General features: G+C 64.7%; 22 protein-coding genes. 8 read left to right on the forward strand and 14 right to left on the reverse strand.

What is annotated here, in order from left to right:
- Positions 1 to 118: 118 nt before the first annotated feature.
- The 3 genes from CT676_RS19635 to CT676_RS19645 all read right to left on the reverse strand — a co-directional run bounded on the left by CT676_RS19635 (position 119) and on the right by CT676_RS19645 (position 3,704).
- Positions 119 to 427: a sulfite:cytochrome C oxidoreductase subunit B gene (locus tag CT676_RS19635; RefSeq protein ID WP_071917135.1), complete on the reverse strand. Its 309-nt coding sequence runs from the start codon at positions 425 to 427 to the stop codon at positions 119 to 121.
- A gap of 12 nt (positions 428 to 439) precedes the next feature.
- Positions 440 to 1,639, reverse strand: a complete 1,200-nt coding sequence (locus CT676_RS19640) for a molybdopterin-dependent oxidoreductase (RefSeq protein WP_085399821.1) — start codon at positions 1,637 to 1,639, stop codon at positions 440 to 442.
- A gap of 334 nt (positions 1,640 to 1,973) precedes the next feature.
- Entirely contained in the window at positions 1,974 to 3,704 is a 1,731-nt protein-coding gene (locus CT676_RS19645) for an adenylate/guanylate cyclase domain-containing protein (RefSeq protein ID WP_135215202.1), read from the reverse strand.
- Between the two features lie 366 nt (positions 3,705 to 4,070).
- Between CT676_RS19645 and CT676_RS19650 the strand changes: the two genes are divergently transcribed.
- Together CT676_RS19650 and CT676_RS19655 are read left to right on the forward strand one after the other, a co-directional pair.
- On the forward strand, positions 4,071 to 5,642 hold the full coding sequence (locus tag CT676_RS19650) for a glycosyltransferase family 39 protein (RefSeq protein WP_244623209.1): 1,572 nt from the start codon (positions 4,071 to 4,073) through the stop codon (positions 5,640 to 5,642).
- A gap of 257 nt (positions 5,643 to 5,899) precedes the next feature.
- Entirely contained in the window at positions 5,900 to 6,142 is a 243-nt protein-coding gene (locus tag CT676_RS19655; RefSeq protein WP_085399824.1) for a hypothetical protein, read from the forward strand.
- Between the two features lie 12 nt (positions 6,143 to 6,154).
- On the opposite strand, the gene CT676_RS19660 is transcribed toward CT676_RS19655, so the two are convergent.
- From CT676_RS19660 to CT676_RS19670, 4 genes are all read right to left on the reverse strand, one after another.
- A complete protein-coding gene (locus CT676_RS19660; protein ID WP_167768100.1) occupies positions 6,155 to 6,355 on the reverse strand; it encodes a hypothetical protein in 201 nt (66 codons plus the stop codon).
- Between the two features lie 316 nt (positions 6,356 to 6,671).
- Positions 6,672 to 6,806 carry a hypothetical protein gene (locus CT676_RS46075; protein ID WP_275552114.1) on the reverse strand — a complete coding sequence of 45 codons (135 nt, stop codon included), beginning with the start codon at positions 6,804 to 6,806 and terminating at the stop codon, positions 6,672 to 6,674.
- 585 nt (positions 6,807 to 7,391) lie between these two features.
- Positions 7,392 to 8,417 (reverse strand): TIGR01620 family protein, encoded by a 1,026-nt coding sequence (locus CT676_RS19665; protein WP_085399827.1) that lies wholly within the window; start codon positions 8,415 to 8,417, stop codon positions 7,392 to 7,394.
- The gene (locus tag CT676_RS19670; RefSeq protein ID WP_085399828.1) at positions 8,414 to 9,883 is read right to left on the reverse strand and encodes a YcjX family protein; all 1,470 of its coding nucleotides are present in this window, start codon (positions 9,881 to 9,883) and stop codon (positions 8,414 to 8,416) included. Before CT676_RS19670 ends, CT676_RS19665 begins: the two co-directional genes overlap by 4 nt.
- A 179-nt stretch (positions 9,884 to 10,062) precedes the next feature.
- Here CT676_RS19670 and CT676_RS19675 point away from each other — a divergent pair, with 179 nt between their 5' ends.
- Together CT676_RS19675 and CT676_RS19680 are read left to right on the forward strand one after the other, a co-directional pair.
- Complete coding sequence (locus CT676_RS19675; RefSeq protein ID WP_028151267.1) at positions 10,063 to 10,758, forward strand: hemolysin III family protein; 696 nt, start codon at positions 10,063 to 10,065, stop codon at positions 10,756 to 10,758.
- Positions 10,759 to 10,851: 93 nt separating this feature from the next.
- On the forward strand, positions 10,852 to 11,646 hold the full coding sequence (locus CT676_RS19680; RefSeq protein ID WP_085399829.1) for an SDR family oxidoreductase: 795 nt from the start codon (positions 10,852 to 10,854) through the stop codon (positions 11,644 to 11,646).
- A 139-nt stretch (positions 11,647 to 11,785) separates the two neighbouring features.
- On the opposite strand, the gene CT676_RS19685 is transcribed toward CT676_RS19680, so the two are convergent.
- Positions 11,786 to 12,247 carry a MarR family transcriptional regulator gene (locus CT676_RS19685; RefSeq protein WP_085399839.1) on the reverse strand — a complete coding sequence of 154 codons (462 nt, stop codon included), beginning with the start codon at positions 12,245 to 12,247 and terminating at the stop codon, positions 11,786 to 11,788.
- 75 nt (positions 12,248 to 12,322) lie between these two features.
- Here CT676_RS19685 and CT676_RS19690 point away from each other — a divergent pair, with 75 nt between their 5' ends.
- Positions 12,323 to 13,099, forward strand: coding sequence for a glucose 1-dehydrogenase (locus tag CT676_RS19690; RefSeq protein ID WP_063985429.1), 777 nt, complete (start codon positions 12,323 to 12,325; stop codon positions 13,097 to 13,099).
- A gap of 109 nt (positions 13,100 to 13,208) precedes the next feature.
- On the opposite strand, the gene mdlC is transcribed toward CT676_RS19690, so the two are convergent.
- The 4 genes from mdlC to CT676_RS19710 form a co-directional block, all read right to left on the reverse strand.
- The gene (gene mdlC, locus CT676_RS19695) at positions 13,209 to 14,831 is read right to left on the reverse strand and encodes a benzoylformate decarboxylase (protein WP_085399830.1); all 1,623 of its coding nucleotides are present in this window, start codon (positions 14,829 to 14,831) and stop codon (positions 13,209 to 13,211) included.
- Between the two features lie 140 nt (positions 14,832 to 14,971).
- On the reverse strand, positions 14,972 to 15,823 hold the full coding sequence (locus tag CT676_RS19700; RefSeq protein ID WP_085399831.1) for a MaoC family dehydratase N-terminal domain-containing protein: 852 nt from the start codon (positions 15,821 to 15,823) through the stop codon (positions 14,972 to 14,974).
- Between the two features lie 15 nt (positions 15,824 to 15,838).
- Positions 15,839 to 16,942, reverse strand: a complete 1,104-nt coding sequence (locus tag CT676_RS19705; RefSeq protein WP_085399832.1) for a CaiB/BaiF CoA-transferase family protein — start codon at positions 16,940 to 16,942, stop codon at positions 15,839 to 15,841.
- Positions 16,943 to 16,951: 9 nt separating this feature from the next.
- Positions 16,952 to 18,121 carry an acyl-CoA dehydrogenase family protein gene (locus CT676_RS19710; protein WP_063985425.1) on the reverse strand — a complete coding sequence of 390 codons (1,170 nt, stop codon included), beginning with the start codon at positions 18,119 to 18,121 and terminating at the stop codon, positions 16,952 to 16,954.
- A gap of 125 nt (positions 18,122 to 18,246) precedes the next feature.
- Here CT676_RS19710 and CT676_RS19715 point away from each other — a divergent pair, with 125 nt between their 5' ends.
- Positions 18,247 to 19,167 (forward strand): LysR substrate-binding domain-containing protein, encoded by a 921-nt coding sequence (locus CT676_RS19715; RefSeq protein WP_085399833.1) that lies wholly within the window; start codon positions 18,247 to 18,249, stop codon positions 19,165 to 19,167.
- Positions 19,168 to 19,462: 295 nt separating this feature from the next.
- Here the strand turns inward: CT676_RS19715 and CT676_RS19720 are convergent, their stop codons facing one another.
- A complete protein-coding gene (locus CT676_RS19720) occupies positions 19,463 to 20,737 on the reverse strand; it encodes a cytochrome P450 (RefSeq protein ID WP_063985423.1) in 1,275 nt (424 codons plus the stop codon).
- Between the two features lie 54 nt (positions 20,738 to 20,791).
- Entirely contained in the window at positions 20,792 to 22,057 is a 1,266-nt protein-coding gene (locus CT676_RS19725; RefSeq protein WP_085399840.1) for a cytochrome P450, read from the reverse strand.
- Between the two features lie 400 nt (positions 22,058 to 22,457).
- Between CT676_RS19725 and CT676_RS19730 the strand changes: the two genes are divergently transcribed.
- Together CT676_RS19730 and CT676_RS19735 are read left to right on the forward strand one after the other, a co-directional pair.
- Positions 22,458 to 23,603, forward strand: a complete 1,146-nt coding sequence (locus tag CT676_RS19730; protein WP_193560897.1) for a YjgN family protein — start codon at positions 22,458 to 22,460, stop codon at positions 23,601 to 23,603.
- 3 nt (positions 23,604 to 23,606) lie between these two features.
- Positions 23,607 to 24,719: a M48 family metallopeptidase gene (locus CT676_RS19735; RefSeq protein ID WP_063985420.1), complete on the forward strand. Its 1,113-nt coding sequence runs from the start codon at positions 23,607 to 23,609 to the stop codon at positions 24,717 to 24,719.
- Positions 24,720 to 24,764 lie beyond the last annotated feature (45 nt).

Raw genomic sequence — 24,764 nt, forward strand, 5'->3', positions numbered from 1 at the left:
GGCCGGCTTGGTAGCTCAAACCATATCGGCATTTCGCCGAATTCCGCTCAACTTCGCAGCGTTTTTGCCGATTTTGCCCGTTTCGCGGTCAATTGATCGGCACGCCGCGCGCCATCCGTCAATAAGTCGCGGCCAGATAATCGACGATCTTGCCGACATCGGCATCGTCGATCGGGGCGCCATAGACCTTGATCATCTTGGTCACCTCGGCCTGCCAAAAACCTTTCTTGTCCTTCATCGGCGGCTGCGTGTTGACGTAATCGGCCGAGTGGCAGGCGCTGCAATTGCCCTGCACGACCTCGAGATTGGGGCCCGGCTTGAAGGCGGCGACCTCGTCGGGCGTCTTGTAGTTGAGCGGCGCTGCAAGGGCCGAACCGACCATTGCGGCGACGGCGAGTGAGATGGCGAGGAGAACGGTGCGCTGCATGATCATTCTCCCTCAGGCCACGGTGACGCGGACGGTTTCGACGACGTTGCGTAGATAACCCGCCGGGTTCCAGCGTGGCGCATCCGGCTGGGTCTCGCCGCCATTGCCGGTGGCGCGCACCTTGAGCTCGTGGGCGCCCGCCGCGAGCTTCACCGGCAGCTTCCATTCACGGAATGAGTATTTGCCGAGATCCTTGCCGAGCTTGGCGCTGACCCAGGTCTTTCCGCCGTCGGTGGAAACCTGGACGTCCTTGATGCCCTTGCCGCCGTCGAAGGCGATGCCGCGCAGCGTCGTGCCGCCGGCCTTCAGCTTGGCGCCATCGGGAACGCTGGTGATGAAGGATCGGATGGTGAAGCGGTTGATCGGGATCGTCGCCTTCGGCGCGGTGCCCGGTTCGACCGCATTGTTCGGCGTGTCCGGAATGCGATAGGCCGACTTCATCCAGAAGCCGTCATAGACATTGTCGATGACGGTGATCTCGTTGAGGTGCTTGACCCAGTAGGTGCCGTAATAGCCGGGCACGATCAGGCGCAGCGGAAAGCCGTTGAGGAACGGCAGGTCCTCGCCGTTCATGCCATAGGCCAGCATCACCTCGCCGTCGGTGGCGTGCTCGAGATCGAGCGCCTTGACGAAATCGGGCGTCTTGTCGCTGACGGGGCCGTCCATGCCGTTGAAGGTGACCTGCTTGGCGCCGCTCTGCACGCCCGCCATCTCCAGCACGGCCTTCAGCGGCACGCCGCGCCAGCGCGCATTGCCCATGGCGCCATTGGCGAGCTGGCCACCGGCGACACGCGGCTCGGAGAAGCCGCGGCTGTTGCCGGAGCACTGATTGACGGCGACGATCTCGGTCGCCTTCATTTTCCTGATGTCCTTGAGCGACAGCTTGAGCGGCTTGTCGACCTTGCCCTTGACCTCGAGCGTGAACTTGTCGGGATCGAGATTGTAAGGCAGGTCCGAGAGGTGATAGCGCACGAAGAACGCGTTATTCGGCGTGATCGGACCGTCGTTGAAGATCGCGAACGGCGTCTCGAGCTGCGGCGGCCGGCTGGTCAGGCCGATCATCGGCCGCTTCTGCGGATATTTCACCAGCGGCCGCTCGCCATTGGCGAAGGGAAGCGTGACGGTGTCGAGTGCCAGCGCCCTGGTGGAATTCAGTGTGGCCGCCATAGCGGCAAGGCCCGCTCCTTTGAGCAGGTCGCGTCGATCGAACATTCTCGTCTCCTCCCGGAGCTTTTCGTTGGACCGCAGTCATCACCGCGATCCCGCGCTCATCTGTCGCAACGATCGAGATGAAGTCAATTCGTGCTTTCGCAGCAGGCCCATGTCGCTGCGTTGCAGCAAGCCGGTGTTACGTTCGTAACGAGATTGCCGAGCTGTAGCCGCAGTGACAGTGCACTCCCTCGCCCCGCCTGCGGGGAGAGGGGTGGGGTGAGGGGGAGTCTCCGCGAGCGAGGTGAGAGTTGGATTCGCGGAGGCTCCCCCCCACCCGGAATCCGCGCTGCGCGCGCATTCCGACCTCTCCCCGCTTGCGGGGAGAGGTGAAGAATCAGGCCGCGACGCGCTCGCTTCGGTCAACCAGCGCCGACAGCTGCCTCGTGTCCGCAACGACGCGCACGGCCAGGGGCTCGTCGCGGCCGCGGATCGCGACCTCCTGCTGCGGCAGCGCATCGTCGGCAAGGCCCGCGGTGCGGCGGACCTCCTCCGAGACGATCGCTTCGCAGGCCAGCGTCTTGGTCATGTCCTGGAGGCGGGCCGCGACATTGACGGCATCGCCGAGCGCGGTGAAGACGATGTGATCGCGATAGCCGATATCGCCGATGATCACCTCGCCGCCGTGAATGCCAATGCCGAAGCGGATCGGCTGGCGGAGATCGTGGCTCAGGAGCTCGTTGAGCTCGTCGATATGCGTGGCGATGCCGGCGGCAGCCTTCAGCGCTTGTCGGCAGGCGGTCTCCGGATCGGCTGACAGCCCGAACAGCGCCAGCATGCCGTCGCCGACGAACTGGTTCGGCTGGCCGCCATTCTCGATCACGGCCCGCGAGACGGCGCCGAGGAAGCGGTTGACGATGAAAACGGTGTCGAATGGCAGCCGCTTCTCGGCAAGCTGCGTCGAACCGCGCATGTCCACGAACAGGCTGACGAGGTAGCGCTCCTGGCCGATTCTGGCTGATGTCGAGGCCTGTCCGTCCGCCGAATGCGTGTGGGGCGTGAAGAGCTGGAAGAAGGAGAGGTCGGAGTCCGGCCGCAGCTGGCAGGCAAGCCGGATCGAGGGATCGGCGGTGCCGACGCGCGCGAGCACGAAGGCCTCGCGCTGCGACGGCACGGGCAGGGCGGCATGATCGCCGATGATGCGGATGCGGCAGGTCGAGCAGCGGGCGCGGCCGCCGCAGACGCTGGCATGCGGCACATTGTGGCGCAGGCTCGCCTCCAGCACGGAGAGACCCTTCGGCACGCGCACCGTCTTGCCGTTGCCGTAGGACAGCGCGATCATGCCGCGGCGCCGCTCGCGCAAGGCGCGCACGCCGCGTGCCGCCAGCGCCAGTCCGAGCAGGCCGACATAGCCGATGGTGAGGCCGCCGGTGATGCGGTCGAGCGTCGCGGCTTCCGCGGTCGAGCCGAGCTGGCGGCGGGTGAGATTGTGCGTGCGCCATTCGCCGTCGTCGACCTCGATCTGGACACTGCGTCCGCCCTGGTAGACGCCGAGCAGCGACAGCGTCGGGATCAGCACGGCGGCGGCGAGCAGATAAGGCGCGGCGCGCGCGAAGAACGGTTTCAGGCGCAGCCAGAAATAGATGCCGATGCAGCCATGGACCCAGGCGATGATCAGCAGGATCGTCATGGTCCAGATGCGGTTCGAGGTGACGAAGAACAGATAGAGTTCCTGCGGATAGAGTTTCTGGTGCCCGTACAGCGTGTAGCCGAGCCGGACGCCGATCACATGGGCCATGACGAGGGCGGGGATGCTCAAGCCAAGCACGAGCTGGAGCGGCTCGATCGTCCGCCAGCGGAACTGGCGGCGTTGATAGAGCGCGTAGATGCCGAGCCCCATATGCGTGAGCGCGGCCGTATAGAACACGATCGCGATGGGGAGGAACCGCCAGAACGCCGTGTGATAGTAGACCCCGATCTCCATGGCATCGACCGAGATGTTGCCGAGCGCATGGTTGAGGAAATGGCTCACCACGTAGGAGAACAGGATGACGCCGCAGACCAGCCGAACCTGCCGCATGCTGGTCGCGCGGGACAGTTCGGACAATCGTGAGGATGCAGTGGCCATGATTCAGTTTGTATCAGTTCATGAAGGAGAACAGCCAGCGTAGCGTTTAATTCCAGGGGCGGACAGCTGGCCTGATCACATGCGCGGCAAGGTTACCGAACCGTAGGGTGGGCAAAGGCGCGCGCCACACCCACCGCTGTCGTCCCGGACAAGCGGCGCGCCGATCCGGGATCCATAGCCACAGGATCGGATTTGACGAAGACTCGTGGTTACCAGTTCGCGCCACGACTCCTCCCTGTGGCTATGGGTCCCGGGCTCGCGACTTCGTCGCGCCCCGGGACGACACCGGTGTTTGCGGCACCACCCCCTGCATTGACTCCCCCTCCCAGGTTGGCGAAAAGCGCGGCCGTGACGACAGCCCCTGATATGACCGTGTCCCCAGCCGGCGCCGCGCGCCGACCCCTCGTTATGGCCGTGCTCGTCATTGCCGCGATGACGCTGCTGCGGATCGTCTACGCCTCCGCGATCGAGCTGCGCACCGACGAGGCCTATTACTGGACCTGGTCGAAGGAGGCAGCGCTCAGCTTCCTCGATCATCCCCCCATGATCGCCTGGTTCATCCGTTTTGGCACCGCGATCTTCGGCGACACCGTGCTCGGCGTCCGCTTCGGCGGCATCGTCGCGATGCTGGTGACGCAGCTGCTGCTCGCCGACATGGTCCGCCGCCTCACTCATGATGCGCGCGCCATCATGTTCGCGGTGCTGATGCCGGAGGCTGCGCTCTATTACGGCCTGCTGATGGCCAAGGTCGCGCCGGACGTTGCCATGATCCCGTTCGCGGTGGCGATGATGTGGGCCCTGGTGCGGCTCGCGCAGGGCGGCGACGGACGCTGGTGGCTGGCGGCGGGCCTGTTCGCCGGGCTGTCGATGCTGTCGAAATTCACCGCGATCATGTTCGCGCCGGCGGTCGCCGCGTTTCTGCTGGTGCCGGATTGGCGCTGGCGCTGGCTGCGAAGTCCTTACCCCTATCTCGCGGTGCTGATCGCGATCGCCGTGTTCTCCCCGGTGCTGATCTGGAACGCGCAGCACGACTGGGCCTCGTTCCGTTTCCAGGGCGTGCGGGCCACTGCCAATTACGGCATCTCGCTGCGCACCATCGGCGACTACATCGGCCTGCAATTCGGGCTGGTCGGCTTCGTCATGCTGCCGGTCGTGCTGTCAGGCCTCGTGATGACGGCGTGGCGCGGCTATCGCACGCGCGAGCCGGTCGCGATCCTGCTGTCGACCGCGGTGCTGGTGCCGTTCCTCTATTTCTTCTTCAAGTCGACGACGCTCAGGGTCGGCGACACCTGGCCGATGTTCATGTGGCCGGTCGGCTTTGCCGCCGCTGCGGTCAACCTCGTCATGCTGTCGCACGAGCACTGGTCGGCGCGGATGATCCGCTCGAGTATCTTCTGGCTCAACACGGCGGTCGTCACGGGGATCGCCTTCGTCGTCATCGTATTCCTGTACTACGTCGCCGCGCCCTGGAACCTACTCGGCAAGATCGATCCGATCGGCGCCGAAGCCGGCTACGAGCAGATCGCGGCGCGTGCGCAGGCTGCGCTCGACGAGACCGGCGCGACCTGGATCGCGACCACGGACTATCGCACCTACGCGATGATGCGCTGGCTGTTCAGGGGCCGCGTGCCCGTCGTCGAGATCAACGAACGCGGCCGCTTCCAGGATTTTCGCGATCCCGGCATGGATCGGATCAGCGGGCATGCGGGCATCTATGTCGGGCGAGAGCCGGACAATCGCGCACCGGTGTGGGGATCGATCCCTGCGAAGCGCGAGCAGCTCGGCCAGGTCGAACGTCGGTGGCGCGGCGTTCTGACGGATACCTACGTGATTGAGAAGCTCACCGGCTGGACGCCGGAACTCTCGCCGCCAACGGATTCGCCGCTGTTTCAATGGCGGGTGCTGGCGGGGGAATTCGAGAAACGTACGCTCGCCTAACGAGGCACCCTTCTTCCCTTCTCCCCTTGTGGGGGCCCAAATGCAAACGAGGCCACGCGTTGAAGCGGCCTGGCGTGGCATGAGAACAACATACAAACAGAAATCTGAGCTGATCGCTTAGCTGCAACCAGCATTTTTCCCGACATTCACAGGCCGCCATCCCAGATTACCACCCGCTCAGGCATTTAAGCCACTAAGCTGGAGCTATCGTGACGAAGCATATTTTCTCTTATTGATATTATCTACGGGGATAGGACATGTTTGATGTCTATCGCAATGGCAAGCGGGACTTCCTCGTCGTCAGCAACGGCTCTCCGATGCCCGCGCTCTACTCTTCCAACAAATGGCGCAAGAGCAGAGCGAGAGTTCTCAAGGTCAGCGACGAGATCAGGGCAGCCGTCCAGGAGCGAGGTTATTATCTTGGCAGCGTGCGGGTGACCAAGAAGGACCTGATCCACACCGAGTGCACCGTTGTCGATACGACACCGGGCAATCTCTGAACATCCGGCCGACTAGGCCGGCAACCGCGCCAGCCCGGCCTCAATCACGACGATGTCTTCCTCGATCTGCCGGATCGTACTCCTGCAGTCGATCCCGGTACATGCATCGAGATCTGCGATAAGTTTGCGACGCTGTGTTCGAAGCTCATCAAGAGCTGCTTGGTCCCTGAGGGAAACGTAGCCCTCCACGATCAGCTCAATTGCACCTGCCACCATCAAACTCCCCACGCCTTGTTAGCCCCGGCAAGGCACTCCCGACCAGCCGAGGATCGAGCGTGCCAATTGGTTACGCGGCTCAATCCCGCGCACTGAGTTCTTCCAGAACAACGCGCCTCCGCAACTCGTGCGCAGCAGCGGTCAAACGAGACCCTGCGATCAGCCCGAGCCGCCTCAATCTTGGCAGAGCGACGGGGTCGCACAGCTCGATGGAGAGCCCGGCGCCCAATATCGCAATGGCGCGTTGCTCCTCCGCGTCGAGATCAGTCCATGGGATGCCCTTCATCACCGGCCTCAAATCGTCCAGTGCACCTCAAAATCCAAACGCGCGCCTGATATGCCGCAGCATATCCATGGCCGCGTCGGTGTACCGGCCGTTGGTCAGGTATCGATCCAGTTGCAGTGTGCTGATCAGCGCCACAAGCGCTGCCATTAAGCCCTTAAACATTGGGCCTCTCCTGAAAGAGACCGCCAACCGGGCGTGTCGAAATATTGAGCCGTTCTCAGAATGCGCGCCGCATATGGCGGCCTAATATGCAAATGGTGACATTGACTGGTAACCAGTTTCTTAACGGGCTGATGCGCCGTGGATGGGGCGGCCAGAGGCTGACTTGAAAGCGGCGACTTGAATTGCCGCTTCCTTGTGCTCAGTTGCCATTAACTGCGGCACATAATCCTCCAATACTCGAAAGGGCTAACTCGATAGTTCGCTTGCGAGGTGCGGCTTGACTGAGCAACGTCATTTTACCGGACAATTGCCCTTTAACCCCGTCCGGGTCTGCCTCAGATCAGCCGGCGAGGGATGATATTCCGCTCGTTGGCTCGATTGGGTGGCATCAGCTGCTCGGAGCCTTTCGTGTGGTCCTTTGCTGTTGCGGCACTGTTCCTGGCGCTGTTGGTGTTTGGTGCGGTCGGGTTTATCATTGTCAGCTTCGACTTTCCCGATGAACCGCGAGCTTAAGCTTCGCTCTTTCAGACGGCGCGCCATGGGTCGGTCCGGCGAATGGCGCGAACGATGGCGCGGATAGCGCCGCTACTCCTCGTCCTTCTTCCGCAGCAGATCCGTCGCGAGGTCCGACAGTTTTGGCGGCGGCAGCGCCGCGAACGGCAGCGGCCGCGTCACGTCGATCGCGGCCAGACCCAGCCGCGCGGTCAGCAATCCGTTCAGCACACCTTCGCCAAGCCGCTGAGACAGCTTTGCCGCAATCCCATGGCCCAGCATCTGCTGCACCAGGCTGTCGCTCGCGGCCATGCCGCCGGTGATGGCGAGATGGGCGATCACGTGGCGGAGCAGGCGGATCATGCCGAGCGCGCCGGGGCGGCCGCCATAGAGAAAAGCGAGCTGACGGATCAGGCGCAACGCGGCCACGAACACGAACAATACGTCGATCGCCGCGCGCGGCGAAACTGCGGTCACGATCGAGACCTTTTGTGCGGCCGACGACACCAGCCGCCGCGCTTCCGCGTCCAGCGGCGACATCAGTTCGCGCTCGGCAAGCCGGATCATGTCGGCGCCGTCGATGATATCGCCGGTGTGGCTTTCCAGCGTGGCGCGCGCGCGGGCGAGCTGCGGGTTCTGGTGCGCGATCTTCAGCAGGTCCTGCACGATCACGCGGCTCTCCTTGCGATCGTCGCTGGCAAGGACCGCGGCGGCGCGCGCATGCAGCTTCTCGATGGTTGCAAGGCGCGCCAGCCCGAAGGCCTCGCGCCCGATCACCACCGCGAGCGCCAGTGCGGTGACGAAGGCGAATGCGAGGCCGACGAAGCCGAGCGTTTCGCTGCGCGCAAACAGATCCTCGATCAGACGGACCACGCCGAGCCCGGTGCCGAGCAGCGTCAGCCCGCCGAGCCCGGACCAGAACAGCGTGCCCCAGGGAAAGCCGCGCCGCGCCGGAAGCGCGGCCTCGATCGGCACCGGCAATGCCTGCGGATCGTGCTCCGGCGTGATCTGGATCGTGGCGCGTCCGAGCCGGCTGGTCTCGTCGGCTTCGGTGACGACGACGCCGGGATCGTCGAGCCGGAACGTCGCCGGCCGCCGCGGCTTGGATCGATCGTTCATGACAGCTTGTCTCCGATCAGGAACTGCAGGGCACGGTCGAGGCGGATGTGTGGCAGCGCCGGCTCGTCATTGCCCTCGCGTTCGAGCTTTGGCGGACGGAAGCGCAGGAAGCGAAAATCGCTCTTCTCGGCGGCCTCGGTCGCGAGGCCCCGGAACGCGCCGGTGCCGTTGAACAGCGGCTCGGGGTCCTGCGGCAGGTCACCCGGAAAGGTCGCAACCTCCGTGTTGCCGTCAAAGAACTCGCCGCCGGCGCTTTCGCCGGCCGCTGGCGTTCCCAGGATCGACGGCAATTTGTCGCGGCCATGCGCGACCTGGGCCTCGCGCGTGGCGCGAACTGCGGCGAGCGCCACCACGTCGATCTCCGCGCCGGTATCTTCCGCGCGCACCACCGCGCGGGTGACGGCGCGGCGCAGCACCGCCTCGAGCCGGTCGTGACTGGAATGATGCAGATGGTCCGCCTTGGTCGCCGCGAACAGGATGCGGTCGATACGCGGCCGGAACAGGCTGGAGAGGAACGTGCTGCGGCCGATGCGGAAGCAGTCGAGAATTCCGGCAAGCGCGGCTTCGAGATCGTGCAGCGCTTCGGGGCCGGAGTTGAACGCCGCGAGCGCATCGGCCAGTACGATCTGGCGATCGAGCCGGGCAAAATGATCATGGAAGAACGGCCGCACCACGACGTCCTTGTAGGCCTCGAAGCGGCGGACCATCATCGCCCACAGCGAGCCGTCCGGTGCCTGGCCGCCCACAGGCACGTCGAGCGGCGCAAAAGTCAGCGCCGGCGTGTCGGCGAGATTGCCGGGCATCAGGAAGCGGCCGGGCGGCAGCAGGCTCATCGCGAAGCGCTCGTCGCGGCAGGCGCGCAAATAGCCGGTGAAGAGCTTTGCCGCCGTCAGCGTCGCCTGCTCGTCCTCGCGCGCCTCGGGCTTGAGCGTCGCGAGATGCGCGTGCCAATCCCCCGCAAGATGCGCGCGCGGCGCCTCGCGCGACAGCGCGAGGCTTTCGGCTGACCATTGCTCATAGCTCTTCTGGAGCAGCGGCAGGTCGAGCAACCACTCGCCGGGATAATCGACGATGTCGAGCGTCAATGTGCGATCGGCGCCGTTCTGGCGCTGATAGTCGATGACGAGCCTGAGTTCGCTGATGTCGACGGTCGAGTTCGGCCAGCGCCGCTCCTCGAGCAGCGCGCGCAAATGGTTCTCATAGGCGAAGCGCGGCACGGCGTCGTCCGGCTGCGGCGCCAGATGCGCCCGCGCGATCCGGCCCGAGGCATAGGCCTCGAACACCGGAAAGCGGCCGCCACGGGTGAGGCCGTGGATCAGCGCGGTAATGAATACGGTCTTACCGGCCCGTGACAGGCCGGTGACCCCGAGACGCACCGTCGGGTTGAAGAAGTGCTCACCATAGTCGATCAGCGCCCTGGCCGACAGCCGCGCTTCTTCGACCATATCCTGGAAACTGAATGCCATATGAACGTGATTGATCTCGGGGCGGGCGGAACAGTGAAGCCGTTCACAAAAGTGGCAATTGCGTAGGGAAAATCAAGCTTCATACTTCCACCGCCTTTGTCGGCAAATCAGCCGTTTGAACGATGCGCCGATCGCGAAAGACCCTACAAGAGGGCATTGTCTTAGCCTTGCGGATTGCCATGACCGTCTTCCAGCTGAAACAGCTTGCATCCACCTCCGTCCACGCCGCGGCCGACGCGATCGGCTGGAACTACGACCGTGCCGAATTGATCGCGGACGGCGTGATCCACGCGATCGGCGTGTTCTGCGGCATCGTCGCCGCCACGGTCCTGGTGGTGCTGACGGCGGTTTATGCCGACGCCACCAACATCGTCGGGGTCTCGATCTATGTCGCCGGCCTGCTCTCGATGCTGGTGCTGTCGGCGACCTATAATCTCTGGCCGGTCTCGCCGGCCAAATGGCTGCTGCGGCGATTCGACCATTGCGCGATCTATCTGCTGATCGCGGCGACCTATACGCCGTTCATCCTCGAGGTGAGGGACAGTGTGTTCGCGCTGGTGCTGCTCGGTGGCGTCTGGTGCGTCGCGATCCTGGGTATCGTGCTGAAACTTCTCTACCCCGGCCGGTTCGACCGCGTCGCAGTCGGAATCTATCTCGCGATGGGCTGGAGCGGCGTGATGGTCTACGACGCCGTGGTCAAGGCGCTGCCTGCGCTGGTGCTGGGCTTCATCCTTGCGGGCGGCCTGCTCTACAGCTTTGGCGTGATCTTCCATGCCTGGCGGCGGCTGCGCTTCCAGAATGCGATCTGGCACGGCTTTGTCTTGGCCGGCGCGGCGTGCCATTATACCGCGGTGCTCGACCTCGTGTTGAGCTGAGCAAGATCCGCGAAGCGGAATAAGCGAAGCGGTATAAGATAGCGAAGCGCTATCCGAAAAGAGAAGCGCTACAAGACAAAGAGGAGACGTCGCATGCAGGTGACCGGCAAGGTCGTGGTCGTCACGGGCGGCGCAAACGGCATCGGCAAGGCGCTGTGCGAGGCCTTCCACAAGGCGGGTGCCGCCAAGGTCGTCGTCGCGGACATGGACGCCGCCAATGCAAGAGCCGTCGCCGCCACGGTGGATGGCGCGGCCTTCAGATGCGACGTCGCGCAGGAAAAAGAGATCGCCCACGTCATCGAGGAGACCGAACGGCAGTTCGGCCCGATCGAATTGTTCTGCTCCAATGCCGGCATCGGCGGCGGCTTCGATCCGATGTCGGTCAATGCCGGCGGCGCCTCCGACGAGCCGTGGCAGCGGAGCTGGGCGATCCATGTCATGGCCCATGTCTATGCGGCGCGGTATCTCATTCCCCGCATGAAGGCGCGCGGCGGCGGATATTTTCTCAATACGATTTCGGCGGCAGGTCTGCTGTCGCAGGTCGGAAGCCCCGCTTACTCCACCACCAAGCACGCCGCGGTCGGCTTTGCCGAAAACCTCGCGATCTCGCACAAGGCCCACAACATCAAGGTGTCGATCCTCTGCCCGCAGGGCGTCGACACCAACATGCTGCGCTCGATCCCGAAGGGCCCGCAATCCGGCGACGGCGATCTCACGCCGGAGCAGGTCGCGAAAGACGTGCTCGCCGGCCTCGAGCAGGAGACGTTCCTGATCCTGCCGCACCCCCAGGTGCTCGGTTACATGCGCAAGAAGACCGAGAATTACGACCGCTGGATCGGCGGCATGGCCAAGATCCAGGCCAAGATGCGGGAGGAGTTCGGGAAGTAGGGTAGGCTGGTGCCACCCGCACCGCTGTCATTCCCCGCGGAAACGGGGCATCCAGTACGCCGCGGCCTGTCGAGGAATCACAGCCGTCTCTGGAATACTGGATCGCCCGCCTTCGCGGGCGATGACACTGAGAATACGGCTACGCCGCCGACTCCCCCTCATCCTCCATGCGGCTCTGCCGCAGCGCCCGGGCATAGAGCATCATGCCCTCGCGCACCGTGCGCTGCTCGGCCTCTGTCAGCGCGGCCAGCGCGCCGCGCACCTGCTGGCGTCCGAACGCGTGCAGCGCCTCCAGCGTGCGCCGGCCCTTCGCCGTCAGCGACAAGAGCTTGCTGCGCGCGTCGGCTTCATCAGGCGTCTCCCGCAGCTCGCCGCAATCGACCAGCTTGCGCACCAGGCGGCTGACGCTGGATTTCTCCAGCCGCAGGAAATCGCCGAGGTCGCCTGAGTTCATCGGGCCGCGGATGCCGATCTCCAAAATGGTGTGCACCGCCGAGGGCGGATAGTCCGAGGCCGCCACCGTCGCATCCATGAAGCCGAGCTCCCGCACCATCAATCGCGAGGCGGCGCGGATGTCGTCGATCAGCGCAAGCTCGGCCATCTTGACTCCCGGCATATAGTTGTATCATACAACTATATGCGCGCAACGTCGCGCGCAAGCGTTTTGGAGTGAGCCATGAGCGGAACTGTGCCGGCCGGGATGCGGATGAGAGGCAAGGTCTGCCTCGTCACGGGCGGCGGCAGCGGCATCGGCCGCGCCACGGCGCTGCGGATGGCCTCGGAAGGTGCGGAGGCGATTGTTGTCGCGGGACGGCGGGAGGCCGAAATCAAGGACACCGCCGCAGCGTGCCGGGAGCTCGGCGCTGACGCGATCGCGATCCAAACCGACATCACGCAAGAGGATGACGTCGAACGGCTGGTTCGCACGGCGGTCGAGCGCTGCGGCCGGCTCGATGTCGCCTTCAACAATGCCGGATTCCAGGAGCGCCGCGCGCCGCTGGAAGAGCAGGGCACGGAGATCTACGACACGGTGTTCGACACCAATGTCCGTGCGCTGTTCCTGTGCCTGCGCCATCAACTGCCGGCGATGCTGGCGCAGGGCCGCGGCAGCATCGTCGTCAACGCCTCCGTCAGCGGCGTGCGCAATCCCAATCCCGGCTTCTCGCTCTACTCGGCCTCGAAGGCGGCGGCGATCTCGCTGACACGCTCGGCCGCGATGGAGAACGCCCCGCGCGGCATCCGCATCAACGCCATCGCGCCCGGCCGCGTCGTCACCGACATGATGCTGCGCGCCGGCGTCGGCGATGTCGCAACCGTCAGTGCGGGCCTGCCGCTGCGGCGGATGGGGAGCCCGGAGGAAGTGGCGGAGGCCGTGGTGTGGCTGTCGTCCGACGCGTCGTCGTATGTCGTTGGCCACGTGCTCGCGGCGGACGGGGGATTTTTGGCGTCGTGATGTCGTAGTCGTAGTTCGTAGCCCGGATGGAGCGCAGCGTAATCCGGGTCGACTCGCTTGTGCCACGATTCCCGGATTTCGCTTCGCTCCATCCGGGCTACGCGCCCCCCTAATGCTTCTGCCCGTACAGCACCGGCACCGCCGAATCCACGACGACCTCGACGAGGCTCGTCCCCTCGAACGCCATTCCGCGCTTGAGCGCCTCGCCCAGCTCCGCGGCCTTGCTCACCCGCACCGCATGGCAGCCCATGCCCTCGGCGAGCCTGACGAAATCGATCCCCGGCAGCTCCAGCCCCGGCACGTTCCTCACCTGCATCACCTGGCTGAACGAGCGCATCGCGCCGTAGCCGGAATTGTTGATGACGACGATGGTCAGCGGCAGTTTTCGTTGCGCGGCGGTCCACAGCGCCTGGATCGAATACATCGCCGAGCCGTCGCCGATCAGGCACACCGTCCGCTGCTTCGGCTTGCCGAGCGCCATGCCGACCCCCGCGGGCAGGGAGTAACCGAGGCCACCGCTCGCCATGGTGTAGAAACTGTCCTGGCCGCGCATCGGCATGAACTTCTGCATCGCCGGTCGGTGCGAGGGCACTTCCTCGACCAGCGACGCGTCATCCGGCATCGCCTGCGACAGCGAATGCAGCAAAAATTCGACCGGCAGCGGGTCGGCGGCCTGCGGCGCCGACGGCAGCGTGCGGCCTTTCGGCGTCGCGCGTTTGCTCTCCGGCAGCAAGTCGAGCAGCAGGCTCAGCGCCGGCTTCATGGTCGCGATGATGCTGGTGCCGACCGGCGTCACCGCCGCCGCGTCCGGATCGTCGGTGATCTGAAAAATCGTCGCGCCGCCATCGAAGATCGCGGCATGGCCTTCGACATGGAAGGTGAACACCGGCGCGCCGATGACGACGACGAGATCGTGCTCGCGCAGCGCATCGGACAGCTGCGCCGGCGAGGCGTGCAGGAACCCCGCGAATTGCGGATGACGCTCGGGGAACGAGCAGCGCGCGGAGAACGGGCTGACCCAGACGCTGGCCTTGGCTTTCTCGGCCACGCGCACCATCAAATCGACCGCGCCGGCGCGGTCGATGCCGGGGCCGACCACGAGGGCAGGGTGTTTTGCTGAGCCGAGCGCGGCGACGAGCGCCTTCATCGCGTCCGGCTCGGGCCCGATCTCGCGGCTGACCTTGCGCGCCTCGACCGGTGCGGTCGCATGCGCCCAGTCGTCGATCGGGATCGACACGAAGGTCGGCCCGCAGGGCGGCTGCATCGCGGTGTAATAGGCCCGCGCGATCGCGGCCGGAACGTCCTCGGGCCGGGCCGGCTCGACGCTGTATTTGACGTAAGGCCGCGGGAATTCCGAGGCGCGCTCGGCATAGAGGAACGCCTGCAAGGGCAGGATCGAGCGCGCCTGCTGGCCCGCGGTGATCACGAGCGGCGTCTGGTTGCGGTGCGCGGTGTAGATATTGCCGAGCGCGTTGCCGACGCCGGCCGCCGAATGCAGATTGACGAAGCCGGCATTGCGCGTCGCCTGCGCGTAACCATCGGCCATGCCGACGGCGGAGGCTTCCTGCAGCGCCAGCACGTAGTCGATGTCATCAGGCCAGTCGCTCAGGAACGGCAGTTCGGTCGAACCGGGGTTGCCGAACACCCTGTCGATGCCCAGCGAGCGCAGCAGATCGAGCGTCGCCTGCTTCACGGTGACGGACTTGCTGCCGCTCTTGCCGTTCTTGGACATGGTTTCCGTCCCCTGTAAATTCCTCATCCTGAGGAGCGCGGAACGCGCGTCTCGAAGGATGAAGGCCCGGCTGGTGGCCTCGCCCTTCGAGACGCGCGCGAAGGGGCGCGCTCCTCAGGGTGAGGGTCTAATAGCGGTGCCTACCACACCGCCGCGCCCTTCATCGTCGGCTGTCCCTCCGCATTCGCGGTCCACAGCTCCATTCCCGCCTCGGTCTCGTTGGCGTTGATGGAGAACTCGGTGCCCTCGAACAGCGGCTGCACGCCGCGATAGGTGAATTTCTTCGGTGCCTTGCCGTCGTGCAGCTTCGCCGCCATCTCCACGATCAGCGACGCCTGCAGCGGCCCATGGAAGATCAGGCCCGGATAGCCCTCGACCTTGGTGACGTAGTCACGGTCGTAATGGATGCGGTGACCGTTGAAGGTCAGCGCGGAATAACGAAACAGCAGCACGGGATCGGACACATGCGTCTCGCGGTGCTGCGCCTTCGGCGGCGGGGGCGGGGCCTTGGCGCCGGCGGGCGCGCTGCTCGTCATCTCGCGATAGACGATGTCCTGCCGCTCGCGGATGGCAATGCCCCGCGGCGAGGAGATGCTGTGCTCGACCGAGACGAAGCACAGCGTGCCGGTCGTGCCCGATTTCACCTGCACGTCGGCGATGCGCGAGGTCCGCGTCGATTCATCGCCGACGCGCAGCGGCTGCAGGAATTCGATCTCGCCGCCGGCCCACATCCGGCGCGGCAACGGCACCGGCGGCAGGAAGCCGCCGCGGGTCGGATGGCCGTCGGGGCCGAGCATCGACATCGGAAACACCGGCTGCGCCAGGCACCAATGCACCGTGAACGGCGCGGCATCGCCCGCTTTGGGCTCGCCGACCTCCTGGAACAGGGTCGCGCGCAGGCCCTTCACGAGCTGCGCGGTGACGATGTCGGTGGCCTCGGTGCTGCGGCCGATCCATTGCCGCAAGTGGTCGATGTCGAGCTTCTCGGTCATGACGCCTCGCTCTTGTTATGACTTCCTGGCCGGCCGCTCGCCGATGGCGGGCACAGCGCCGTAAGCGCGGGTCTCGCCGACGATGATCGGCGCCGGCGCGGGATAGCTGACACGTCCCTGCGGCGTGTCGACCTCGATGCGGCGCAGATGCGGATGATTGGTGAGGTCGGCCATGGTGTTGACCTCGGCAAAGGCGATGTCGGCGTCCGACAGCCGCTTCAACAGCTCGTCGCGCGTCATCTTGCCGAAGATATCTGCGACCGTCGTGTCGGTGAAATCGCGGTTGCGCACGCGCTCGACCATGTTGGCGACGCGCGGATCGGCCGGCAAATCGGGCTGGTCTAGCACCTTGACGCAGAGCGTCTTCCACTCGCGCTCGCTCTGGATCGAGATCAGGATGTCCTTGCCGTCCTTCGAGGTGAACACGCCGTAGGGCGCGATCGAGGGATGGCGCAGGCCCATCCGCTTCGGCGGATTGCCGGCTTCGGAATTGAGCAGCGGCACGGTGCACCAGTCGGCCATCACGTCGAACATGGAGATGCGGATGTCACAGCCCTTGCCGGTGCGCCCGCGCGCGATCAGCGCTTCCAGGATCGCCGCATGCGCGGTGGCGCCGGTCGCGACGTCGACGATCGACATGCCGACTCGCGAGGCTCCATCAGGGTTGCCGGTGATCGAGGCAAGGCCGCTCTCGGCCTGGATCAGCAGGTCATAGGCCTTGCGGTGGGCGTAGGGGCCTTCGTCGCCATAGCCGGTGATCGTGCACGAGATCAGCTTCGGATAGTCCTTCAGCAGCCGTTCGCGCGAAAAGCCGAGCTTGTCCATCGAGCCCGGCTTGAGATTCTGGATCAGCACGTCCGCGCTCGCGATCAGTTTCTCGAGCTCGGCGCAGCCTTCTTTCATTGCGAGATCGACCACCGCCGATTGCTTGCCGCGGTTGAGCCACACGAAATAGCTGCTCTGGCCCTTGGCCGCCGCGTCATAGCCGCGAGCGAAATCGCCTTCGGGCCGCTCGATCTTGATCACCTCCGCGCCGGCGTCTGCCAGCCGCGACGAGCAGAACGGCGCCGCGACCGCCTGCTCGACCGCAATCACCCTGATCCCGTCCAATGCTCCCATGACGCGACCTCAGTACGAGCGGGGCATGCCGAGCACGTGCTCGGCGACGTAGGACAGCACGAGGTTGGTCGAGATCGGCGCCACCTGGTAGAGCCGCGTCTCGCGGAATTTGCGCTCGACGTCGTACTCCTCGGCGAAGCCGAAGCCGCCATGGGTCTGGATGCAGGCGTTTGCCGCTTCCCACGACGCATCGGCCGCCAGCATCTTGGCCATGTTGGCCTCCGCGCCGCAGTCGAGCCCGGCCTCGTATTTGCGCGTCGCTTCCTTCACCATCAGCTCGGCCGCGCGCATCGAGGCGTAGGCCTTGGCGATCGGAAACTGAATGCCCTGGTTCTGGCCGATCGGCCGGCCGAACACCGCGCGCTCCTTGGCGTAGTTCGTGGCCTTGGCGATGAACCATTTGGCGTCGCCGACGCATTCGGCGGCGATCAGGATGCGCTCGGCATTCATGCCGGAGAGGATGTAGCGGAACCCCTTGCCTTCCTCGCCGATCAGATTCTCCGCCGGCACCTTCATGTCGGTAAAGAACACTTCGGTGGTGGCGTGGTTCATCATGGTGCGGATCGGGCGGATCTCGAGGCCGTTGTTCTTGGCCTCGCGCATGTCGACGATGAACACCGAAAGACCATCGGTGCGCTTCTTGCTCTGCTCCTTCGGCGTAGTGCGCGCCAGCAGCACCATCAGGTCGGAATGCTCGGCCCGGCTGGTCCAGATCTTCTGGCCGTTGACGATGTAGCTGTCGTTGCCTTCCTTGCGCGCAAAGGTCTTCAGCGAGGAGGTGTCGGTGCCGCTGGTCGGCTCGGTGACGCCGAACGCCTGAAGCCGCAATTCGCCGCTTGCGATCTTCGGCAGATATTTTGCCTTCTGCTCGTCGTTGCCGTGCCGCAGCACCGTACCCATCGTGTACATCTGGGCGTGGCAGCCGCCGCCGTTGCAGCCAGCGCGCTGGATCTCCTCGAGGATCGCAGCCGCGGCGGAAAGCTTCAGGCCCGCGCCGCCATATTCCTCGGGGATCAGCACCGAGAGATAGCCGGCCTGCGTCAGCGCATCGACGAAGGCCTTGGGATAGGCCATCTCGCGATCGAGCTTGCGCCAGTACTCGCCGGGAAACTGCGCGCACAGCTTCGCGACGGCTTCGCGGATGTCGGCGTGATCTTCGGTGTGGTGTTCTTCACTCATGGCGTTTCCCGTATCTAGCGGCAGTCAAGATAACGCCGGCCGATCCTCTGGCGTTGTGAAAACATCGCCAGCCCCCTATGCTCATTTGCTATAGCGTATGAAGTAGCCTTCGAGGATTGGCAAGCATGGATTTCCGGCAGCTCAGGACCTTCAGTTGCGTGGCGGAGCTCGGCAGTCTCTCCAAGGCCTCCGACACGTTGCGCGTGGCGCAGCCGGCGCTCTCTAGGCAGATCAAGCTGCTGGAACACGAGCTGCGCACCGAATTGTTCACGCGCAATGGCCGCGGCATGGTGCTGACGGAAGCCGGCCGTCTCCTGCTGGCACGCACCTCCGGCATCGTGCGGCAGATCGACCAGATCCGCGACGACATCCAGTCGACCAAGGGGCCGCCGTCCGGCCAGGTCGTGCTCGGCCTGGTTCCGACCGTGAGTTGCGTGCTGTCGGCGCGCTTTGCGCGCCGCTGCGTCGAAAAATTTCCCGGCATTTCGCTGCGCATCGTCGAGAGCTACAGCGGCCATCTCGTCGAATGGCTGCATCGCGGCGAGATGGATCTGGCCATTCTCTACGGCCGCTCCGCCGATCTGCATCTCAACGTGGAGAGCCTTGGCCGCGACAACATCGTCGCGGTTGGCCCGCGCGGCTGCGGCCTCGCGCGCAAGAAGAGCGTCGATGTCGGCTGGCTGCTGCGCCAGCGGCTGGTGCTGCCCAGTCATTCCCACGGTCTCCGCGCGCTGATCGAGCACGCCGCCGCCCAGCGCAAGATCAAGCTCAACGTCCAGCTCGAGGCGGATTCCTTCCGCGTGCTGACGAGCCTCGTCGAGGAAGGCCTCGGCTTCGCGCTGCTGCCGCCCTCGTCGGTCCACGGTGAGGTCGCCGACGGACGGCTGGAGACCGCGCCCGTATCCAAGCCGATGACGCGCGAACTCATTTTCGCCTCTCCGATCGACCGCCCGGGCTCAACGGCGTCGCTCGCCATCACGACGCTATTGCGCGAGGAAGTCGCGGCCTGCCGCAAGGAAGGCCTGTGGGACATCAAGTTGAGTTGAGGGCCAGTGCTGAATTCTCAGGAGAATTTAGGACACAAGCCCGCAGCTGGCCCTTCGCATATTGAGCGAGCTGTCATGCCGGAATTTTATAGCCGGCCGCGCGCTCCTCGAGCGTTAGGAGCACACTCTTCGTCCTACACTCGGTGTCATTGCCCGCGAAGGCGAGCAATCCAGTATTCCAGAGACGGCGCGGCTAGAATCGAGGAGCCGCGGCGTACTGGATGCCCCGCCTGCGCGGGGCATGACAGCAGAGATTGGCGAGGCCGCTTGCCTTAAGGTAGTCCCTAGAGCACGCCTACCCCGGAATCCTCACCGGCAACGACTCATATCCCTTGATGAAGCTCGAATAGATCCGCTTGGGCTCGCCGACCACCTCGATGCGGTCGAAGCGCTTCAGCATCTCCTCCCACACGATCCGCAGCTGCAGCTCGGCGAGGCGCATGCCGACGCAGCGGTGGATGCCGAAGCCGAAGGAGAGGTGGGTGCGCGGCCGCGGGCGGTCGATGATGAAGTCGTTTGGCTTCTCGAACATCTCCTCGTCGCGGTTGCCCGAGACGTACCACATCACGACGCGGTCGCCTTTCTTGATATGCTTGCCGCCGATTTCGGTGTCGGCAAGCGCGGTACGCCGCATATGCGCCAGCGGCGTCTGCCAGCGGATCACCTCGGGCACCATGGAGTCGATCAGCTCCGGATTGGCGCGCAGCTTGTCGAACTGGTCCGGGTTCTCGCTCAGCGCCAGCACCGAGCCGCTCATGGTGTTGCGCGTGGTGTCGTTGCCGCCGACGATGAGCAGGATGATGTTGCCCATGAGATTGTCGGGGTCCATGAAGCGCGTCGCATCATTATGTGCCATCAGCGACAGCAAATCGTTGCGCGGCGCGGAGTTGACGCGTTCGTTCCAGAGCTTGGACATGTAGGCGTAGCATTCGTCCATCTCGCGGCGGCGCTCTTCGGCCGAGGCGACGATGCCGCTCTTGGGCAGGGCGGTCGCGACATCGGACCAGCGCGTCAGCTTGCGGCGTTCTTCCCAGGGGAAGTCGAACAGGGTCGCCAGCATCTGCGTCGTCAGCTCGATCGAGACGCGTTCGACGAAATTGAAGGTCTCGTTGCGGGGTAGATTGTCGAGCACGGTCTGCGAGCGCTGGCGGATCAGTTTTGCCAGCTCGTCCAGATGCGTCGGCGTGAACATCGGCGACACCGTCTTGCGCTGCGCCGAGTGCTGCGGCTGGTCCATCGCGATGAAGCTCGGCCAGTCATAGCCCTGCGGCACGTCGCGGATCCCGATGCCGCCGAGCGTCGAGTCCGAGGAGAAGATGCCGTGACTGGTGTCGACATGCATGATGTCGTTGTACTTCACCACCGACCAGTACGGCTCGATCGGCGCATTGGTGCAGTAGTGCACCGGCTCTTCCTTGCGCAGCCGCTCGAACCACGGCCACAAGGTGTCGTCCTGGAACAGCCTGGGTGCGCCGGGGTGGAATTGCGCCAGCGGCGTCGCATAGGCCTCCTCGCGGGCCCTGCGCATGCGTTCGGCGTTGTCGGTTTTGACCGGAGTCTGGATGTTCATGGTAGTAGCTCCAGTGTTTCTCTTTCTCCCCGCAAGCGGGGAGAGGGAGTGATCTCACGCCGTGATCTTCACCGGCAAGGTTTCAAGTCCCTTTACGAAACTCGAATAGACCCGTTTGGGTTCGCCGACCACGTCGATATGGTCGAAGCGCTTGAGGATCTCTTCCCAGATAATCTTGAGCTGAAGTTCGGCAAGCCGCAAGCCGACGCAACGGTGAATGCCGAAGCCGAAAGAGAGGTGCGTACGCGGGCGGGCGCGGTCGATGATGAAATCGTAGGGCTTTTCGATCGCTTCCTCGTCGCGGTTGCCCGAGACGTACCACATCACGACCTTGTCACCTTGCTTGATCTGCTTGCCGCGGAACTCGAAGTCGGCAAGCGCGGTGCGCCGCATATGCGCCAGCGGCGTCTGCCAGCGGATCACCTCCGGCACGAAACTGTCGAGCAGGCCGGGGTTCTCGCGCAGCTTGCGATACTGCTCCGGATGCTGGCTCAGCGCGTAGATCGATCCCGACATCGTGTTGCGGGTGGTGTCGTTGCCGCCGACGATCAAAAGGATGAGATTGCCGAGGAAGTTTTTTGCATCCATGTCGCGCGTCGCGGCACCATGCGCCATCATCGAGAGCAGGTCACTCTTCGGCGGCTGCTCGATGCGCTCCTTCCACAGCCGCGCGAAATAGCCCGCACATTCGGTCAGCTCGGCCTGCCGTTCGTCTTCGGTGGCGACGAGGCCGTCGGGGCCGGGAATGGTGGTCGCGATATCGGACCAGCGCGTCAGCTTGCGGCGGTCCTCCCAGGGAAAGTCGAACAGCACCGCGAGCATCTGCGTGGTGAGCTCGATCGAGACACGATCGACCCAGTCGAACACCTGGCCCACGGGCAGATTGTCGAGGCACTCGGCGGAGCGCTCGCGGATGCTGAGCGCGAGATTGTCCAGATGCGTCGGTGTGAACATCGGCGCCACGGTCTTGCGCTGCGCCGCGTGGCGCGGCGGATCCATCGAGATGAAACTCTCGCGGCGCAGGTCCGGGTCGATGTCGCGGATGGTGATGCCGCCGAGCGCGGAGGCCGAGGAGAACACCGAATGGTTGGTCTCGATCTCCATGATGTCGTTGTAGCGCGTCACCGACCAGTACGGCCCGAACATCGAGTCCTTGCAATAGTGCACGGGATCTTCGCGGCGCAGCCGATCGAAATACGGCCAGAACGTATCGGTCCTGAACAACTCGGGATCGCCCGGATCGAACTGCTCCAGCGGCAGTGACGTGGCGCGCGCGCGTAGCTCGTCGAGCTTCGCCGCGCTCTCGATGGTCCCATGCATGACCGCTCTCCCTGACATGAACCGCGCGTTCTCGTTGAATTCTGCGCTGCGGTATTTGATTTGCAATTACAGCCGGTTGTCTGCGTCGGAGCAAGGGAGACTTTTGCCACATCCAACCTTTGCGAGAGGTGGCTAGATGCGTAGCCCGGATGGAGCGGAGCGAAATCCGGGATTCGGGCCGCCATTGGCGCTGTCCCGGATGACGCGGAGCCTGTCATCGGGCTACGGATCAGCAACCGTCACGCAGATGTGTCAACGTGATCTCCCGCACCCCCGCGCCTGCGGAATCATGCGAGAAATCGAGGTAAATCGAACCCAGCCATCTTGGGGATCGACCAAATCTCTGATCTATAGTTTGACCGTATCAGGTCCGCACCCCGAGGTTGCCGCCGTGAACGACATGCAATGGGCCCCCATCGGCTCCGAACCCTTACCCCCGCCGCTGCCGCCCACGCGGGTCGACTTCACCGGCAACCGCTCCGAGTTCCGCAAATTGGTCACCAAGGGTGCCATGCTTGAGCTCGTCACCTTCGGCTTCTACCGGTTCTGGCTGGTCACCGACATCCGCCGTCATTTGTGGACGAACACCGCGGTCGACGGCGATGCGGCCGAATACACCGGCCGGGCCAAGGAGCTGCTGGTCGGCTTCCTGTTCGCGCTCGCGATCCTGGTGCCGATCTACCTCGCTTATTTTCTCATCGGCATCGAGTTCGAGCGCTGGCAGGGCTTTGCCTCGACGCCGCTGTTCATCAGCTTCTACGCCTTCGGACAGTTCGCGATTTTTCGCGCGCGGCGCTATCGCCTGACGCGCACGGTCTGGCGCGGCGTCCGGTTCTGGATGGACGGCTCGGGCTGGGCCTATTCGTTCCGGGCCATGGCGTGGGGCCTGCTGGTGTTCCTCACCCTCGGCCTGGCGCTGCCCTGGCGCGAGGCGTCGCTCGAACGCTACAAGATGCGGCACACCCATTACGGCGATCTCTCCGGCGACTTCGAAGGCGACGGCTGGACCTTCTTCAAGCGCGGCTGGTGGCTGTGGCTCTTGAGCCCGATCGCACTCGTGATCTTCCCGCTCGCCCCGTTCTTCTATGCCGAGTTCAAGGCGCGTGAATGGCGCTGGTGGCTCGACGGCATCCGCATCGGCGGTGTCAGCCTGTCCTCGGAGTTGCCGCACAACGCGTTCTACGGCCTGTACTGGAAAGTGATCGGCTGGTGGATGCTGCTTTCGACCGTTTTCGCCGCCTATATGGGCGGTGGCGCCTTACTCGTCGTCCAGCTAAGTGGCGTTCCGGCTGATCAGGTCTTCGGCCCCGGAAATGCCGGCAAGAGCATCCCGATGCTGGTCATGATGGTGATCGGCTATTTCGCCGTGGCGCTAGCGATCAACATCGTCATGCGGGTCTATCTGCAGCGCGATCTCTGGGCCAAGGTGCTGGAAACCGTCGAGGTGCACAACATCGGGGCCGCGGCGGATGTACGCGGCAGCGGTGAGCTTGCCAGCGCGCTCGGCGAAGGCTTTGCCGATGGGCTCGATGTCGCGGGATTCTGATCTGTGAGTGAGTTGTCCACCGAGGTTCCGGCGCAGTCCGCCAAGCCGACGATATTCTTCGACGGCGTGTCGAGCCGCAGGCGGGAGGTGTCGCTGGCGCTCGGTGACGCGCTCGACATCGTCGAGGAGGGCGGAGCGCCGGTTCGCTGGACCTATGCCGACATTCGCCGCGCCGACAGTCCGGCCGGGATATTGCGCCTGGCCTCGACATCCGCGCCGCCGCTGGCGCGGCTTGAAATTCGCGACGCCGCGCTCGCCGCCGACGTGACCGCCCGCTGCATGCGTCTCGACGAGCACCAGACGTCGCGCCGCGGTGTCGCAAAGATCGTCGGCTGGTCGGTGGCCGCCGCCGTCTCCATCGTTTGCGTCGTGCTGTTCGGTGTGCCGCTCGCTGCCGACCGGCTAGCGCCGCTGGTGCCCAAGCCGATCGAACGGCGCATTGGCGACGCCTCCGAAGTCCAGGTGAAAACCATCTTCGGCCGCAAGGCGTGCGAAGACCCCGCGGGCAAAGCCGCGTTCACAAAACTGGTCAATCGTCTGCGCGATGCCGCCGGCCTCGACGACGATTCCATGACGGCCGGTGTACTGCCGACCTCGGTGCCGAATGCATTCGCGCTGCCCGGCGGCAAGGTGTACGTGCTGAGGGGCCTGGTCGACAAGGCCGAAAACCCCGACGAACTCGCCGGCATCCTTGCCCATGAGCTCGGCCATCTCAAGCATTACGACAACATGCGCGGGCTGATCTACAACGGCGGCACATCGTTCCTGATCGGCCTGTTGTTCGGCGACGTCACCGGCTCGAGCGCCGTGATCTTCGCCTCGCGCAGCGTGGTCGAAGCCTCCTATTCGCGCGAGGCCGAGACCGCCGCGGATACGTTTGCGATCGAGATCATGCACAAGCTCGGCCGCTCGCCGAAACCCGCGGCCGAACTGATGTTCCGCATCACCGGCAAGGAAGGCGGCTCCGGCCTCACCACGATCCTGGCGAGCCACCCGCTCACCGAAGACCGCCTCGCACGCATGACGAAGGAAGATCGTCCCGCCAGCGGCCCGCCGCTGCTGACGGACAAGGAATGGCAGTCGCTCAAGCTGATTTGCGGCAGCGGGAAGATCTAGAGCGTTTTCGAGCGAAGTGGCGACCGGTTCGCGTGAAGAAAACGC

The sequence above is a fragment of the Bradyrhizobium sp. MOS001 genome (assembly GCF_004634465.1).
GTDB classification, from domain to species: domain Bacteria; phylum Pseudomonadota; class Alphaproteobacteria; order Rhizobiales; family Xanthobacteraceae; genus Bradyrhizobium; species Bradyrhizobium barranii.